Raw genomic sequence first — 16767 nt, forward strand, 5'->3', positions numbered from 1 at the left:
GACGGAAGCCCCACCGGAGGCGACCGCCCCGGAAACGGAAGCCCCACCGGAAGCAGCCCCGGAGACGGAAGTCCCGCCGGGCGCAGCCCCGGAGGCGGGTACGCCACCGGCCCCGAGGGCGCCCAGCCGGGCCGCTTCGGTCCACCGCCCCAGTATCCGGCCCCGTACCCGCCCCAGGGTCCGCCGCAGCCCCAAGCCCTGCCGCAGTCCCAGCCACTGCCCGGACCGCAGCCTCCGCCTCCGCCCCCACCCCCGCCTTCGCCCACCAACCCCTACGCCGTCGCCAGCCCGCCGCCCCTCCCCCCGATGCCCACCCGCTCGCCCGACGCCGGGCCCAGGCTCGGGCCTCTCCGTCCGCTCACCGTTGCCCTGCTCAACCTGACGGGCCTCGGGCTCGGTTATCTGCTCGTCCGGCGGTGGCTGCTCGCCGCAGTGTGCTGGGCGGCCACCATCGCCCTGCTGGTCGTCGCGCTGCCGGCAGACGTCGACGGCGTACCCGGCGGCCTGCTCATCGGCTACGGCGCCCTGCTCCTCCTTGCCGCCGCCCACGGCGCGTACCGCGCGGCCCGCGACCGCCGCCCCTGGCCGCTGCGGGCACCGCTCGCCGTGGCCTTGGCCGTCGCGCTGCTCGCCGTACCGGCCGGAGGCGCCTACGCCTACGAGAACGCGCGGGACGAGGCCGTCGAGCGGATGCTCCTCGACCGCCTCCACACCGCCGACCGCATCGTCACGGGCCTCAAGGGAGCGGCCTTCGACGGCGGCACGGCCAAAGCTCGGTACGAGAAGGCGCTCCGCATCTACCGCGGCCTCGCCGACGACCACCCGGACTCCAAGGCCGCCGACCGCCTGCCCCAAAGCCTCGACGCCTACTACAAGTCCGTCGCCGCCCCGTACGCCGCCAAGCAGTACTGCGACGCCGTCACCCCGCTCCAGCACCTGCGCACCGTCCCCGACACCTTCGCCAAGGACCGCCTCGGCTCCCTCGCCACCTGGCCCGACGACCGCCTCGCCACCTCGCTCTACGAGTGCGGCATCGCGGGCCTAGGCCGCACCGCGGGCGCCGGCACCCTCGGCACGCTGCTCCGCACCTTCCCCGACTCCGGCCAGGCCGGAAAGGTCGAACCCGCCCTCCGCGCGGCCGTCACGAGCCGCGAGAGCGCACTCAAGGGCTCCGCCCCCTGCACCGCCGTCGGCGAAGTGCGCGCCATCCGCACCACCGCGGACGCCCTGCCCGCCGGGAAGGTCGACGGCGAGGCCCTGCGCGGAGCCGCCGACCGCGTCGTGGAGAGCGGCGTCTACGCCTGCGGTGTCGACGAGTTCGAAGACGGCCGCTACACCGAGGCCGCCGCGACCCTGAACGGCTTCGCCAAGGACTACCCGGCCAACAAGAGGCACGACCGCGCCAAGGACATCGCCGTAGCCGCCGAGATCGCGGCCGAACGCCCGAGCGCCGGCCGCCGCCTGCCCCCGTCCCGCCCCGGAGGCGGCGGCAAGGTCGACCTGGTCGTCGCCAACCTCGGCCCCGGCGAGCTGGAGGTGCTCTACACCGGCCCCACCACCGGCACCGTCAAGCTCAAGGCCTGCGCGTCCTGCGGGATATACCCCACCAAGACAGCGGGCGACAAGGCATGCCGGGCGGGCGTCTCGAAGTACCCGAAGACCACCTTGCGGCTACCCGCGGGCGACTACCACTTCCTCTACAAGCGGTCGACCGTACGCAATCGAGCCGACGGCGCGACGCTCAGCACGGCCTACCGCTACACCGACTGCTCCTTCGTGACCCGTGGGGCGGCCGGGCTCGGGCTCACTTAACTCCTGGTCAGAGGCGCGCCGGGCCGTCATTGCCCGGCGTCCTACCGCGTGATACACAGAGTGACCAGACCTCGCGCGCGAGGAAACGTACGAAGTCAGCCAAGGAATGACGCCAAGGCGGCACACGCAGGCCTGATTGTCGGCGAGAATGAACTGTCCTCTGCGTCGAGGTAGGCAGAGGTGCCAGAACAACCCACTAGGGGCGGTGAGTTATACATGCTTATGGCAGCCGAAAAGGGCGACATCACCACCATCATCGGCGGGATCGCCCCCGACTGGGGTCCCTTCGGGAACCTGGGCAACGAAGCACGCGTGATGATCGAGGTCGTGATGGCGATCGCCATCCTCCTCTGTCTCGGCATTGCCATCTGGGGCGCGGCGAAGCAGCGCATCGGTGCGACGGCGCTGCGCGACACCTTCAGCGCGGAACAGGGCAAGGGTCTGATCATCGCGGGCCTGACCGGTGTCTTCATCATCGGATCGCTGGGCACGCTGTTCACGATCGTGTACGGCATGGCGGTCTAACGGCCCCCATCCCTCCCACTCACTCCTCCACACTCCCCACGTCCCCCTGCTCCCCGTCTCCCCCCTCCTCCCCCTCCTCCCCCACGTCCCCTCCTCCTTCATCCGTCCGTCGTGCCCACCGGCAGAGGTTGCTGCTCCCTGATGTCGAGTCACCACACCGCGCCCGCGCGGGAACCAGCACGGCTACCGTCATACGTGTCCTTGGTGACGGTCACGCGAAAGGTCGAGGGGGCGTACGCGGCATGAGTCTCGACGACGAGCGGAACAGCGGCCCCTTCGGCGGCTCGGGAGAGACCAGGACGAGACTCCCCGAGGGGGAGGGCGACACCCGCAGAACCTCCCGTTCGGGGCGGTCGTCCTCGCGGAGCCTGGTGACGGTGGTCGGCGTCGTGGTCCTGCTGATCGCGGCGATCGCCTTTGCCAACCGCGGCGACGGGGGTTCCGAGGGCGGCGGCAGCGACGAGAAGAAGCCGCAGGCGACGTCGACGGCCCCTACGGGGGAGAAGCCTGTCGAGGGCAAGAACGGGGGGATTCCCTCGGGGTTCGCGGATACCGAGCAGGGCGCGCAGAGCGCGGCGGCGAACTTCGCCGGCCCCCTCGGCTCCGCCGAAATGTTCGACAAGGGCAAGCGGGACACCATCCTTGAAGCCGTCATGGCTCCGTCCAGCGTGCCCGAGTTCCGGACCGACCTCGACAAGGCGTACAGTCCCGCGTTCTTCGAGAAGGTGGGCCTGAACAAAGACGGCTCGACGCCCAGCGGCTACCAGTTCGTCTCCCGCACCACCCCCATCGGCACCAAGGTGACCGACTTCTCGAAGGGGAAGGCGACCGTCGAAGTCTGGTGCAGCGGCCTGCTCGGCCTGTCGGGCGAGAAGTCGACCAAGCCGGTCACCAGCAGCTGGTTCACCATCACCATGGAGCTGGCGTGGATCGACGGTGACTGGAAGGCCGTCACCCATACCCAGAAGGAAGGTCCCGCCCCTGTCCCGGGCGATGACCGTGCGTCCGGGTCCGACGAGATCTCGAAGGCAGTCGAAGGGTACGGAGGGTTCACTTATGCCCGGTAGCCGCCACGTACTCCGACTCGGCGTCGCCGTCGCGGCCGTACAGACCGCTGCGGTCCTGTTCGCGACGCATGCCTTCGCCGCGCCGGACCCGAAGGACGACGCGTGTGACCTGATCCATGGCCCCGCCAAAAAGTACTGCGAAAAAGGCCAACAAAGCGGCAGCGACAGCGGCGGCGGCAGTGACTACCCCACCGACCCCCCCATCACCGACGGCGCCGACCCGCTGAGCTCCCTCGCCAAGGGCTGCGCCGAAGCCGCCTCCTGGACCGTCGACAAGCTCTCCGACGCCGTGAAGGAGACCGCCAGCGTCGACTTCACGAACGACAAGTTCCTCCAGCAGTACGCCGTCGTCTTCGCGGCGTCCACCATCCTCACCCTCCTCCTCTGGCTGCTCGCCGTGGCGAAGAGGGCCGTGCGAGGCGTGCCGCTGACCACCGCGATCTCCGAGGCCATCGGCTTCCTGTGGCTCACGGTCCTCGCCTCCGCGTTCACGCCGCTGATCCTCTACACGGTCGTGTCCGCGGCCGACGGAGTGTCGGACGTCATCGCGAAGGCGACGGGCGGTCAGACGGACCAGTTCTTCGGCACGTTCTCCGAGGCCCTGAAGAAGGGCGACGGCATCGGCGGCGGCCCGATCATGCTGATCGTCGTCTCGCTCGTGTCGATCCTCGCCGCCGGCGTCCTCTGGCTGGAGCTCGTGATCAGAGCGGCGCTGCTGTACGTGGGCGCGCTCCTCGGCACGGTCGTCTACGCGGGCCTCGTCGACAAGAACCTGTGGTCGCACGTCCGCCGCTGGGCGGGCATCATGATCGCGGTCATTCTGGTCAAACCGATCATCGTGATCGTGCTGGGCCTGGCGGGAGCGCTCTCCGCCGACGACGGGCCCGACTCCTTCTCGGCGGTCGTCTCCGGACTCTCGATCATCCTGCTCGCCATCTTCGCCAGCGCGATGATCTACCGGTTCGTGCCCGGCTTCGGCGACGACATCGCAGGGTCGCGCAACAACCGCATCATGCGCGGCGCCGAGAACAAGGCCGCCGCCGTCATCAGCTCCCCCGCGTCCCTCGTCTCCCAGGGCATCAAGACCCACAGCTCCCGGGGCAACGGCGACGGCGGCGGCGGCAACAGCCAGGCACGGCCCGCCAACCCCGTCAGCGGCGGTGTCGCCGCGCACAGCGGCCGCTCCGCCGGCGGTTCCTCCGGCGGCGGCGGATCGGTCCCCTCCGCCGCACCCCCGCCGCGCAAGAGCGCGACGGACACGCCGCACGCGGGCAGCCGCGGCGGTTCAGGCAACAGCAGCTCCAACCGCACGGGAGGTGAAGGGCGTTGACGACCCAGTCCCACGTGTCCCATCCGGTCGCGCCCCGCCGCACATATCTGATCGGCCGCGCGCGGCCGAACGCGATCGTCGGCAAGAACCGCGAGACAGGGGAGATCGCCCTGATCATCGTGGGGGCGTTCCTCGGCATGATGTGCGGGCTCCTCGTCCCCGTCCTCTCCCTGCGCATCGTGCTGCTCACCGGCCTCCCGATGATCGCCATCGCGGCGGTGTACGTCCCGTACAAGGGCCGCACCTTCTACAAGTGGTTCGAGATCAACCGCAGCTACAAGCGCTCCCTGAAGCGCGGCACCGCCTACCGCTCCGGCGCCGCCGAGGCCGGCATCGCCCTCGACGGCCGCGAGGTCGAGGTGGGCCCGCCGCCCGGCATCGGCCGCATCAGCTGGCTGGCCGCGCCCTTCGGCCCCGACGAGATCGCCGTGCTGCTCCACGCCGACCGGCGGACCGTCACCGCCGCCATCGAGATCGAGGGCCCCGGCGTCGGCCTGCGCGACTCCGAGGACCAGGAGGCGCTGGTCGACCGGTTCGGGACGCTCCTCAAGCACGTCGCGAACGGCGACGGCTTCGTGACCCGGCTCCAGATGCTCGCCCGCACCCTCCCCGCCGACCCCGACGCCCATGCCAAGGACGTCACGGTACGCGGCGACGACCGGGCGCTGCCGTGGCTCCAAGAGTCCTACGACCAGCTCCAGTCGATGGTGTCGACCAGCAGCGAGCAGCACCGCGCCTACCTCGTGGCCTGCATGCACTACTCCCGCGACCTGGCCGCCGAGGCCCAGGCGATGGCCCGCGCGGCCCGCCCGCACGGCGGCAGGAAGCTCGACAAGGACTCCGGTCTCGCCGTCGTCATGGCCCGCGAGCTCACCGACATCTGCTCTCGGCTCCAGGAGGCGGACATCCGCGTACGGCAGCCGCTTGGGCAGGGACGTCTCTCCTCGCTCGTGCACTCCATGTACGACCCGGACCACCCCATCGACCACATCCAGGCGATGACGAAGCGCAACGCCTGGCCCGCCGAGCTGGACGCCATGGAGGCCACGTACCTCCAGGCCAAGACCCGCGAGTCCTCCACCCGCGCGCCCTGGTGCCACGCCACGGCCTGGGTGAAGGAGTGGCCGATGACGCCCGTCGGCGTCAACTTCCTCGCCCCGCTGCTCGTCCACACCCCGGACGTGATCCGCACGGTCGCGGTGACCATGGACCTCGAACCCACCGAGGTCGCCATCGAGCGGATGCTGACCGAGAAGACGAACGACGAGGCGGAGGCGAGCCGCCAGGCCAAGATGAACCGCACGGTCGACCCCCGCGACATCGCCTCGCATTCCCGCCTCGACCAGCGAGGCGAGGACCTGGCGAGTGGCGCCGCGGGCGTCAACCTGGTCGGCTACATCACGGTCTCGTCCCGCTCCCCCGAGGCCCTCGCGCGCGACAAGCGCACCATCCGGGCCTCAGCCGGCAAGTCGTATCTGAAGCTGGAGTGGTGCGACCGCGAGCACCACAGGGCCTTCGTCAACACGCTGCCGTTCGCGACCGGCATCCGACGCTAGACGGTATCGACGTAGAGGCAGGCTGTTGCGATGCGGGATCCGCTGACCGTCCTCACGGACGCCTTCACGTCCTTCCTCTTCGGGAAGGTCGAGACGACCAGGCTTCCGGTGCGTACGTCGACGGGGCAGGCCCAGGCGGTCTACCTCCCGACGGCCGCGCCGGGCCTCGGCGACTCCGGCGTGATCATCGGCCGTGAGGTGTACTCCGGCAAGGGCTACATCTACGACCCCTTCCAGCTCTACGGGCAGCAACTGCCCGCCCCGCACTGGCTGGTGCTCGGCGAGTCGGGCAACGGCAAGTCGGCGCTGGAGAAGACGTACGTACTGCGGCAGCTCCGGTTCAAGGACCGGCAGGTCGTCGTCCTCGACGCGCAGGGCGAGGACGGCGTCGGCGAGTGGAACCTCATCGCCCAGGAGCTGGGGATAACGCCCGTCCGGCTCGACCCGACGGCCGCCCTGGACATGGGCATCCGGCTGAACCCCCTGGACCCGTCGATCACCACGACCGGCCAGCTCGCGCTGCTCCGCACGATCATCGAGGTCGCGATGGGGCACGGCCTGGACGAGCGCTCGGGCTTCGCGCTCAAGGTCGCACACGCGTACGTGAACGAGACCATCGTGGAGCGGCAGCCGGTCCTGACCGACATCGTCGAGCAGCTCCGCCATCCGGAGCCGGAGTCGGCCGAGGCCATGAACGTGGCCATAGACGACGTACGGGCGTGGGGTCTCGACGTGGCGCTGGTCCTGGACCGCCTCGTCGACGGTGACCTGCGGGGCATGTTCGACGGGCCGACGACGGTCGGGATCGACCTGGACGCGCCGCTGATCGTCTTCGACCTCTCGCACATCGACCGCAACTCCATCGCCATGCCGATCCTCATGGCGATCGTCGGCGTCTGGCTGGAGCACACCTGGATCCGGCCCGACCGCGTCAAGCGCATCTTCCTGGTCGAGGAGGCGTGGCACATCATCAACTCGCCCTTCGTCGCGCAGCTCTTCCAGCGCCTGCTGAAGTTCGGGCGACGTCTGGGCCTGTCGTTCGTGGCGGTGGTGCACCACCTGAGCGACGTCGTCGACGGGGCGGCGGCCAAGGAGGCGGCCGCGATCCTCAAGATGGCCTCCACCAGGACGATCTACGCCCAGAAGGCCGACGAGGCGAGGGCGACGGGACGGGTGCTCGGGCTGCCCAGGTGGGCGGTGGAGATCATCCCGTCCCTGACCCCCGGCATCGCGGTCTGGGACGTGAACAGCAATGTCCAGGTGGTCAAGCACCTCATCACGGAGACGGAACGGCCGCTGGTCTTCACCGACCGGGCCATGACCGAGTCGTCGTCCGACCGCCTCGCCGACGACGCCCTGCGGGCGGCCGAACTGGAGGCGGAGCAGCGGGCGGCGTACATGGAGCAGCATGCGGGATGAGTGGGAGCGGGACAGATCCGCCGGCCAAGGGCGCGGCCCCGACCGGGGCGGGCGGGGTGAACGGGGGGTTCCCGACGCGCTGTTGCTCGGCGTCCTCGGATTCCTCCTCGGCGCCACCGTGCTCGCCTGGTCCGCCACGGGCCTCGCGGGCCGATTCTCGCGCGGGGCCTGGCCGGAGAACGTGACGTTCGGGCATACGCCGCTGGCGGTACGGCACCTGGCGGGGCACCCGCAGGACCTCGCGGGAGCCTGGCCGGAGACGCCCGCCGATCAGCTCTCCGGGTACGGGCTGTTCTGGGGGCTGTTCATCGGGCAGCTCATGGTGCTGTGCGTCCTGACCGTGTTCGTGGTGGGGACGGTCGCGCGGTGGCGTGCGGTGCGCAGGGCCCTGCGGCTGGACATGGCCGCGGCGCGGCGTGCCGCGGCCCCGTCGGCCCCAACGACTCCCGGCCCGGCTACGGCTCCCGGTCCCGCTGCGGCTGACGTCCCCTCCGCGGCTCCCGCCGCCGCCCCCGTAGAGGCCTCCCCCGTAGAGGCTGTCCCCGTAGACACCCCCGTAGAGACCGCCCCGCTGGCGGCAGTCGCTCCCGTACCGCCGCCGGTGGCCGTTCCCGCCCCCCGCTCGCCCCTCGTCCTCGGCGGTCCCGACGCCCGGCGGCCGCATGCCGTGCAGGCCGTGCGGGACGCCGAGGGCGCGGCGCTGGTGCTGACCTCCGACCCCACCCTGTGGGAGGAGACGAAGGACGCGCGGGCGAAGCTCGGCCCTGTCCTCCTGTACGACCCCTCGCACCTCTGCGACACCCCGGCCCGCATGCACTGGTCGCCCGCCTCCGGCTGCGAGGACAAGGCGACGGCCGCCCGGCGCGCCGCCGCGCTGCTCGCCCCGATCAGGCCCTCCGCCCGGCTCGACGCCGCCGTGGCCGACACGGCGGAGCTGCTGCTCCGCAGCTTCCTGCACGCCGCCGCGGTGGGCGACAAGCCGATCAAGAACGTGCACCGCTGGTCGCAGGGCACCCAGGTCCAGGAGGCGGTACGCATCCTGCGTACGCACCCCAAGGCCGCGTCGGGCGCCGCGGGCGAGCTGGAGGCGGCCCTCACCGCCTATCCGGAACGGCGGGACATCGCGCAGGAGTTGACGGCCCGCGCCCTCTCCGCGCTCTTCACCGTCCACGTACGTGAATCGTGCACCCCAAACCGAACTGATGCGCTCACCCTGGATTCCTTTGTGCATGAAGGGGGCACGCTTTTTGTGGTGGGTGAGGCGATCGAGGATCCCAAGTCCCGCCAGGGCCCGGGTGCCATGCCCCTCCTCACGGCACTCGCCTCCAGCGTGGTCGAGCACGGCCGGCGCATGGCCGAACGGTCATCCTCCGGTCGGCTCGACCCACCAATGACGCTGGTCCTCGACGACGCCGCCGCGGTGGCCCCGCTGCCCCAGCTCCCCGAGCTGCTCCTGACCGGCGCCGACCAGGGCCTGCCGACCCTGGCCCTGCTCCGCTCCCGCGAACAGGGCAGGGCCCGCTGGCCGGACGGCGAACTCCCGGTCTAGGGCGTCCCCTTCCGGCCCACGCCCTCCACCCCGTACAGCCGCAGGAAGATCCCCACGCCGTCGCGGATGATCTCCTCGACCTCCGCGGGCTCCAGCGGCAGCGCGCCGAAGTACGACTCGGCCGTCACGCCGCCGCCCACGAAGAGGGCGAGGTGGCGCGCGGCCCTGCGGGCGTTCGACTCGTCGACGGCGATCTTCCCCTGCCGCCCCACGTCCAGCAGCCGGCGCGCCAGGGCCTCCTGGGACGCGCGGGGCCCGAGCCGCTGCCACTCCTCCAGGACGTCCGCGGGCAGCCGCCCGCTCTCCGGGATGATCTGGCGTACGACGGAGAAGTGCCCGGGGTGCGCCTCGCCCTGGCCGACCCACTCGCGAGCGAGGTCGAGGAGGTCCTCCTCGATGTCGCGGACCTTGCGCAGATGCCGCTCGAAGAGGGCCTCCGTCGCCGCCGTCACCGACTCCGCGCTCTCCAGCAGGACGGCGCGGAAGAGGCCCTCCTTGCCGCCGAAGTGGTTGTAGATGGTGCGCGTGGACACGCCGGCCTCGGCGGCGATGGCGTCGATGCTCGCGCGCGTGTAGCCCTCGCGGCCGAAGACGGTGCGGGCGCCGCTCGTAATGGCCCGGCGCTTCTCCAACATCCCTTTGCGCAGGGGCTTCCGCTCGCCCTCGCACTGTTCTTCCCGCTCCGGCATCTCACCTCTCCCAGAAAGATCTGACCGGAAGGACCCGATCAGAAAGAGCACGACGAAAAATTACAATGACCGTTGTAATTGCTACAACGCTCGTTGTACTTTACTCGCGTGCCCACCGAGACCGCCCCGCAGGCCCCGCAGGCCCCGCAGTCCACCCGCGGGGCCCGTCCCGCCCTGACCCTCGTCGTCGTTCTCCTCGGCATGCTCACGCTGCCGATGGCGATGTCCGGCACCACCGTGGCCCTGCCCCGCATCGGCTCCGACCTCGACGCGTCAGGCGCGGCCCTCCAGTGGGTGGTCGTCGGGTACTTCCTCGCCGCCTCCTCCTTCATGCTCGTCGCCGGCTCGCTCGGCGACATCCACGGCCGCCGCCGGATACTCGCCGCGGGCGCCACCCTCTACTCGGCCTCCACCCTGGCCTCCGCCTTCGCCCACCACATCCTGCTCCTGGACGCCGCCCGCCTCCTCTCGGGCGTGGGCGCCGCGGGGGTCATGGCGAGCGGCGGCTCCCTGCTCGCCGCCACCTTCACCGGGCCCTCGCGGACCAGGGTGTTCGCCGCGCTCGGCACCACGGCGGGCGTCGGCCTCGCCATCGGCCCCACCTTCTCCGGCTGGATGGTGGACGGTCTCGGCTGGCGCACCACGTTCCTCGCCTTCGCCGCCGCCGGCGCCCTCATCCTCGGCGGCACCCGCTTCCTCACCGAATCCCGCGCCGACACCCCGCCGCGCGTCGACAAGGCGGGCGCCGCGACCTTCATCGGCGGCCTGTCCCTGACCCTGTTCGCCATCACGCAGGGCTCCAAGTCCGGCTGGGCATCGGGGCACACGCTTCTGCCGCTCGCCGTGGGCCTGGCGCTGCTGACCACCTTCGTACGCGTCGAGAAGCGCCTCGCCACGGCCGGCGGCCGACCCATCCTCGACCTCTCCCTGGCCCGCGACCCCGCCTTCCTCGGCTGGTCCCTCGGCTCCTTCGGGCTCGGCGCGGGCAGCACCGGCGTCCTCGTCTTCCTGCCCACCTACCTCCAGGGCACCAGCGGCACCACGGCACGCGAAGCGGGCCTGACCCTGCTCCTGATGACCGCGCCCGTCCTCGCCCTGCCCCCGCTCGGCGCCCGCCTGGTCAACCGCGGCGTTCCGGCCCGCCACCTGCTCGTCCTGTCCCTGCTCCTGATCGCCGCGGGCAACGCCTGGCTGACCACCCTGCACCCCGGCATCTCGACGGCCGCGCTCGCCGGGCCCCTGCTGACCGTCGGCATCGGCCAGGGCCTGTCCCTCGGCATCATCGACGCCCAGGCCCTCGGCATGGTCGAGCCCTCGAAGGTCGGTATGGCATCCGGCCTCCTCAACACCGTCCGGGGCGGCACCGGCGCCGTCATGCTCACCCTCTTCGGGGCACTGCTGCTCGCCCTCGTGGAGTCCCGGGTCGGCTCGGCGGAGCTCGCGGGCCGCGTCACGGCCGGCACGGGCGGCCACGCCGAACAGTTCACCGAGGCCTGGCGGATCACCCTCTGGGCCGTGGCGGGGCTCAGCGCCGCCCTCGCGCTCCTCGTCCACGCACTGCTCCGGCCCCGGCCCCGTACGGCCGATGCCCCGAAGAGCACCCCGGCCGTCCTGTCGAAACGCACGACGGCGCAGACTCACTGATCGGCCTCCGCGCCGGCCAACTACGTTCTCGCCCAACGACTTTCGCACCGACCTGTCCAGACCTTCACCAGCACACCCACTCAAGGAGCACACCATGTCCACCACCCCGAACGCCGCCGCCGAACCCCTCCGCCTCGCCGTGATAGTCGGCTCCACGCGTGAGGGCCGCTTCGGCCCCACCGTCGGCGGCTGGTTCACGGCCCTCGCCGAGTCGCACTCCGGGTTCACCGTCGACGTCATCGACGTGGCCGGCCTCGAACTGCCCGCCGCCCACCCGGACTGGGGCACTGAGCGCACCCCGGCCCTGACCGCGCTCGCCGAGCGGGTGGAGGCCGCCGACGCGTACGTCGTCGTGACCCCGGAGTACAACCACAGCTTCCCCGCCGCCCTGAAGCACTTCATCGACCTGCACCGCACGGAGTGGGTGGCCAAGGCCGTCGGCTTCGTCTCCTACGGAGGCGTGAGCGGCGGTCTGCGCGCCGTCGAGCAGCTCCGCCTGGTCTTCGCCGAGCTGCACTGCGTCACCGTCCGCGACGGGGTCAGCTTCCACGGCGCCTGGGACCACTTCGGCGAGGGCGGCCGGGCGCACGAGGAGGAGGGCGCGGCCGGCGCCGCCAAGGTGATGCTGGACCAGCTGGCCTGGTGGGGCAGCGCCCTGCGGACGGCGCGCACGGAGAACCCGTACCGCTGAACTCCCCGCCCGGTCAGGGCTTCTTGAGCACCATCTCGTACTCCTGAGAAGAGGGGTCGCCCGGCACCTGGGCGACCCCTCCGCCCCGTACGAAGCCGTACCGCCGGTAGAAGGCCATCGCCCGCGGATTGCGCTCATGGACGTACAACCGCACCCGCTCGACGCCCTCCAGAGACCACGCCCACGCGACCGCCGCGTCGAACAGGCCCCGCGCCGGCCCGTTGCCGCGGTGCCCGGGCCGCACGTAGACCCCGACGAGATGGGCCTGCCGCTGCTCGATCACCCCGCCGAAGACGTCCTCCGCCCCCGGCTCCTCGACGAGCACGGTGACCGACCCCGCCCAGTCGCCGTCCGGCGCCACCGCCACGAACTGGCGGGCCCGGGTGGCGTGCGAGGTGCCCGCCGCCCGCGCCCGCCAGTGGGAGTCGGGCTTCGCGACGGCCTGCTCGTACGTCTCCAGGAAGGCGACCGGCGCCGCCGGGTCCCGCAGCGCGGCCAGGCGCAACTCCTTGACCAGCGGCCACTCCTCGGCACGGACGGCCCGTATGACGTAGTCGTGTTCCATGCCGTGATCCTAGGTTTTGGACGGGGCCCCCGCCCGGGATCCCCCCTAGACGCGCGTCGTACCCCGGTACTACGCCCGGCCGCCACGTCCCGCCCCCGGTCCGACGATCCGCGGCCCCGCGAACGGCAGCATCGAAGACATGATTAGGGCAACCGGACTGACCAAACGCTACGGCGACAAGACCGTCGTCGACGACCTCGGCTTCGAGGTCCTGCCGGGCACCGTCACCGGCTTCCTCGGCCCCAACGGCGCCGGGAAGTCCACCACCATGCGGATGCTCCTCGGCCTCGACGCCCCCACCCGGGGGCGCGCCACCATCGGCGACCGCGTGTACGCGAGCCATCCCGCACCCCTGCACGAGGTGGGCGCCCTCCTCGAAGCACGCTCGGTCCACCCGGGCCGCTCCGCCTTCCACCACCTCATGGCACTCGCCCACACCCACTCCATCCCCAGGAGCCGCGTCGAGACCGTCCTCGCGCTCGCCGGCATCAGCGAGGTGGCCCACCGGCGCGTCAAGGGCTTCTCCCTCGGCATGGGCCAGCGCCTGGGCATCGCCGCCGCCCTGCTCGGCGACCCCGGCACGGTCATCCTCGACGAGCCGGTCAACGGCCTCGACCCCGAGGGCGTCCTGTGGATCCGCAACCTCCTCAAGTCCCTGGCCGCCGAGGGCCGTACGATCCTCGTCTCCTCGCACCTCATGAGCGAGATGGCGCTGACCGCCGACCACCTGATCATCATCGGCCGGGGCAAGCTGCTCGCGGACACCACCGTCGAACGGTTCGTGCGCGAGTCGGGCACCGGCGCCGTCAAGGTCGTCAGCCCCGAGGCAGGCCGCCTCGCCGAGCTGCTCGCCGCCCCCGACGTGCACATCACCAGCGAGACCCCCGGCGTCCTCGACGTCCGCGGCACCGACGCCGAGCACATCGGCCGCACCGCCGCGGCCCACGCCATCCCCCTCTTCGAACTGACCCCGCACAGCGCCTCGCTGGAGCAGGCGTTCATGGACCTCACCCGGGACTCCGTCGACTACATCGCCTCGACGAGCGTCCCCCAGCCGGAAGGAGCCGCGGCATGAGCACCCTCACCACCGCCCCCACCGCGCCCGCCTCCTCCGCCTACCGCCTGAGCACCAGGGGCATCCTGCGCTCGGAGTGGCACAAGCTGTGGACGCTCCGCTCCACCTGGATCACCCTCGTCACGGCGTTCGCCCTGGTCGTCGCCGTCGGCATCACCATGGGGGCCACGTACAACGGCGACGACTCCGAGATCGACACCATCGTCTTCATCCTGTTCGGCACCCAGCTCGCCCAGATCTGCCTGGCCGTCCTCGGCATCCTCGTCACCGCGGGCGAGTACTCGACCGGCATGATCCGCGCCTCGCTCACCGCCGTCCCGACCCGGCTGCCCGTCCTGTGGTCCAAGGCCGGCATCTTCACGGCGATCGCCTTCACGGTGTCCCTGGTGACCAACATCGTCACCTTCCTCGTCGCCCAGATCTGGCTCTCCGGCAGCGACAAGGAGCTCTCCCTCGCCGACGACGGCGTCCTCGGCGCACTCACGACGAGCGCCGCCTCCCTCACCCTGCTCAGCCTCATCGCGCTCGGCCTCGGCGCGCTGCTCCGCTCGGTGCCCGGCGCCATCGGCGCGTTCGTCGGAGCCGTCCTCATCCTGCCCGAGGTCCTCTCGATGCTGCCCTTCAGCGCCGTCGAGACCGCCATCAGGTACTTCCCCGCCCAGGCGGCGGCATCGCTCGGCTCGGTGGCCCGGGTGGAGAACACCATCGCCCCCGGCACGGCCCTGCTCACCCTCGCCCTCTGGGCAGCCGCCATCATCGCGGGCGCGTCCGTACTGCTCAAGCGGCGCGACGTATGACCCCCACCCACGGCGCGCCTGTACGAGGATGAGGCCGTGACCGAGCCGCATCCCCTCACTCAGATCCTCCAGCGCATGACACAGCGGGCGCGCGCCTTCGACAGGCGCCGCCCGCTCGTCTGGGACCTGCTGGTCACCTCGTTCTTCGTGAGCGCCGCCCTCATCGACGCGGACGGCGGCTGGCGCAACAACGCTCCCAACACGGACGTGCCTGACCCGCTCATCCAGCTGATGAGCCTCGGCCTGTCACTGCCCGTGCTGTGGCGCCGCCGCCACCCCATGGTCGTGCTGACGCTCATGGTCGCGACAGGCCTGGTCAACAGCTGGAGCGGCGCCATGCTCCAGGCCGCCCTGATCCAGATGCTCGTCCTCTTCAGCATCGCGATGCGGCTGCCCCTGAAGACGCTCGGCTGGGCGGGCCTCATGATGATGGCCCCGCTGATCGTGGGCGCCATCCGCTACCCCAAAGGCAGTTGGGACCAGCAGATCATCCCCAACGTATGGGCATACGCCCTCGTCGCGCTCCTCGGCATCGCCGTGCGCTCCCGCCAGGACTACACGCAGGCGCTCGTCGACCGCGCACGCCGGCTCGAAGTGGAGCGCGACCAGCAGGCCCAGCTCGCCACGGCCACCGAGCGCACCCGCATAGCCCGCGAGATGCACGACATCATCGGCCACAACCTCTCCGTCATCACGGGCCTCGCGGACGGCGGTTCGTACGCCGCCGCCAAGTCCCCCGAGCGCGCCACGCAGGCCCTCGAAGCCATCGGCTCCACCAGCCGCCAGGCGCTCTCGGAGCTCCGGCGCCTCCTGGACGTCCTGCGCGACGACGAGCCCGCGGCGGCCGAGCGTTCCCCGCAGCCCGCCCTCACCGACCTCGGCCGGCTCATCGACGGCGTACGGGCCGCGGGCCTCCCGGTCCGCAGCACGGTCCACGGCCAGCCGGACACCGTCCCCCCGGGCTGCCAGCTGACCGTCTACCGCGTCGTCCAGGAAGCCCTGACCAACACCCTCAAGCACGGCGGGCCCGACGCCACCGCCACCGTCGACATCTCCTACGCCGATGACGGCGTCACGGTCGAGGTCACCGACACGGGCAGCGGCGGACCCGCGCTTCCCGCCGACGGCCGGGGCCGCGGGCTGACGGGAATGCGCGAGCGAACATCGTTGTACGACGGCACACTTGAGGCCGGGCCGCTGACTCGACCGGCAGGCGGCTGGCGGGTCCACCTCCATCTCCCGAAGGACAGCGAGACACCGTGACGACCGTGCTCATCGTCGACGACCAGCCCATGCAGCGCTTCGGTTTCCGCATGCTCCTGGAGAGCCAGGACGACATGACGGTGGCGGGCGAGGCCGGCAACGGCAGCGAGGCGGTCCGCATGACGGCCGAACACCATCCCGACGTGGTCCTGATGGACATCCGCATGCCCGGCCTCGACGGCATCGAGGCCACGCGCCGCATCGTCGCCTCCGGCGACCGCACCCGCGTCCTCATTCTCACCACGTTCGACCTCGACGAGTACGCGTACGAAGGCCTGCGCGCGGGCGCCTCCGGCTTCCTCATCAAGGACGCCCTGCCCGAGGACCTCCTCTCCGGCATACGTACCGTCGCCTCGGGCAACGCGGTCGTCGCCCCCAGCCTGACCCGCCGCCTCCTCGACACGTACGCGTCCCGTCTGCCGGTGGCCGGCGCCCTGCCCGCCGACCCGGCGAACCATCCCCGGCTGGCCTCCCTCACGGACCGCGAACGCGAAATACTGACGGTCATCGGCCAGGGCTGGACGAACGCGGAGATCTCGTCACGCCTGCACCTCGCGGAATCCACGGTGAAGACGCACGTGGGCCGCATTCTCGCGAAGACGGGAGCGAGGGACCGTGTGCAGGCGGTGATCCTGGCGTACGACACGAAGCTTGTACGGCCGTCATAGGCCGCCGCTGGCTTTCCGGCCCGGAACGCAGAAAACCCCCGCACCATTGGTGCGGGGGTTTCCCTTAAAATTAGTTCGGCGGCGTCCTACTCTCCCACAGGGTCCCCCCTGCAGTAC

15 protein-coding genes are annotated in these 16767 nt (G+C 71.4%); 13 read left to right on the plus strand and 2 right to left on the minus strand.

Going from position 1 to position 16767, the window contains the following annotated elements; genetic code table 11:
• The first annotated feature begins 306 nt into the window (after positions 1–306).
• The 7 genes from ACZ6JY_RS15360 (at position 307) to ACZ6JY_RS15390 (ending at position 9258) form a co-directional block, all read left to right on the plus strand.
• A complete protein-coding gene (locus tag ACZ6JY_RS15360) occupies positions 307–1812 on the plus strand; it encodes a tetratricopeptide repeat protein (protein WP_469196089.1) in 1506 nt (501 codons plus the stop codon).
• 216 nt (positions 1813–2028) lie between these two features.
• The gene (locus ACZ6JY_RS15365; RefSeq protein ID WP_447038792.1) at positions 2029–2337 is read left to right on the plus strand and encodes a hypothetical protein; all 309 of its coding nucleotides are present in this window, start codon (positions 2029–2031) and stop codon (positions 2335–2337) included.
• 242 nt (positions 2338–2579) lie between these two features.
• Positions 2580–3404 carry a DUF8175 domain-containg protein gene (locus ACZ6JY_RS15370; RefSeq protein WP_469196091.1) on the plus strand — a complete coding sequence of 275 codons (825 nt, stop codon included), beginning with the start codon at positions 2580–2582 and terminating at the stop codon, positions 3402–3404.
• Positions 3394–4734: a hypothetical protein gene (locus ACZ6JY_RS15375; RefSeq protein ID WP_469196093.1), complete on the plus strand. Its 1341-nt coding sequence runs from the start codon at positions 3394–3396 to the stop codon at positions 4732–4734. The genes ACZ6JY_RS15370 and ACZ6JY_RS15375 overlap by 11 nt, the downstream gene beginning before the upstream one ends.
• The gene (locus ACZ6JY_RS15380; RefSeq protein ID WP_469196095.1) at positions 4731–6290 is read left to right on the plus strand and encodes an SCO6880 family protein; all 1560 of its coding nucleotides are present in this window, start codon (positions 4731–4733) and stop codon (positions 6288–6290) included. Before ACZ6JY_RS15375 ends, ACZ6JY_RS15380 begins: the two co-directional genes overlap by 4 nt.
• A 30-nt stretch (positions 6291–6320) precedes the next feature.
• Positions 6321–7709 (plus strand): ATP-binding protein, encoded by a 1389-nt coding sequence (locus ACZ6JY_RS15385; RefSeq protein WP_469196097.1) that lies wholly within the window; start codon positions 6321–6323, stop codon positions 7707–7709.
• On the plus strand, positions 7699–9258 hold the full coding sequence (locus ACZ6JY_RS15390; RefSeq protein WP_469196099.1) for a type VI secretion protein: 1560 nt from the start codon (positions 7699–7701) through the stop codon (positions 9256–9258). The genes ACZ6JY_RS15385 and ACZ6JY_RS15390 overlap by 11 nt, the downstream gene beginning before the upstream one ends.
• Here the strand turns inward: ACZ6JY_RS15390 and ACZ6JY_RS15395 are convergent.
• Entirely contained in the window at positions 9255–9947 is a 693-nt protein-coding gene (locus tag ACZ6JY_RS15395; RefSeq protein WP_469196101.1) for a TetR/AcrR family transcriptional regulator, read from the minus strand. The two genes, ACZ6JY_RS15390 and ACZ6JY_RS15395, sit on opposite strands and share 4 nt — an antisense overlap.
• A 108-nt stretch (positions 9948–10055) precedes the next feature.
• On the opposite strand from ACZ6JY_RS15395, the gene ACZ6JY_RS15400 reads away from it, so the two are divergent.
• Both ACZ6JY_RS15400 and ACZ6JY_RS15405 read left to right on the plus strand, forming a co-directional pair.
• Positions 10056–11591 (plus strand): MFS transporter, encoded by a 1536-nt coding sequence (locus tag ACZ6JY_RS15400; protein ID WP_469196103.1) that lies wholly within the window; start codon positions 10056–10058, stop codon positions 11589–11591.
• 94 nt (positions 11592–11685) lie between these two features.
• Positions 11686–12282: an NADPH-dependent FMN reductase gene (locus ACZ6JY_RS15405; protein ID WP_469196105.1), complete on the plus strand. Its 597-nt coding sequence runs from the start codon at positions 11686–11688 to the stop codon at positions 12280–12282.
• Positions 12283–12295: 13 nt separating this feature from the next.
• On the opposite strand, the gene ACZ6JY_RS15410 is transcribed toward ACZ6JY_RS15405, so the two are convergent.
• Positions 12296–12847 carry a GNAT family N-acetyltransferase gene (locus ACZ6JY_RS15410; RefSeq protein ID WP_469196107.1) on the minus strand — a complete coding sequence of 184 codons (552 nt, stop codon included), beginning with the start codon at positions 12845–12847 and terminating at the stop codon, positions 12296–12298.
• A gap of 139 nt (positions 12848–12986) precedes the next feature.
• Between ACZ6JY_RS15410 and ACZ6JY_RS15415 the strand changes: the two genes are divergently transcribed.
• From ACZ6JY_RS15415 to ACZ6JY_RS15430, 4 genes are all read left to right on the plus strand, one after another.
• Positions 12987–13922, plus strand: coding sequence for an ATP-binding cassette domain-containing protein (locus ACZ6JY_RS15415; RefSeq protein WP_469196108.1), 936 nt, complete (start codon positions 12987–12989; stop codon positions 13920–13922).
• The gene (locus ACZ6JY_RS15420) at positions 13919–14719 is read left to right on the plus strand and encodes an ABC transporter permease (RefSeq protein WP_469196110.1); all 801 of its coding nucleotides are present in this window, start codon (positions 13919–13921) and stop codon (positions 14717–14719) included. The genes ACZ6JY_RS15415 and ACZ6JY_RS15420 overlap by 4 nt, the downstream gene beginning before the upstream one ends.
• A gap of 75 nt (positions 14720–14794) precedes the next feature.
• Positions 14795–15982 carry a sensor histidine kinase gene (locus ACZ6JY_RS15425; RefSeq protein ID WP_469196172.1) on the plus strand — a complete coding sequence of 396 codons (1188 nt, stop codon included), beginning with the start codon at positions 14795–14797 and terminating at the stop codon, positions 15980–15982.
• A complete protein-coding gene (locus ACZ6JY_RS15430) occupies positions 15979–16650 on the plus strand; it encodes a response regulator (protein WP_469196112.1) in 672 nt (223 codons plus the stop codon). The genes ACZ6JY_RS15425 and ACZ6JY_RS15430 overlap by 4 nt, the downstream gene beginning before the upstream one ends.
• Positions 16651–16767 lie beyond the last annotated feature (117 nt).

The organism is Streptomyces sp. NPDC046335, from assembly GCF_055587985.1.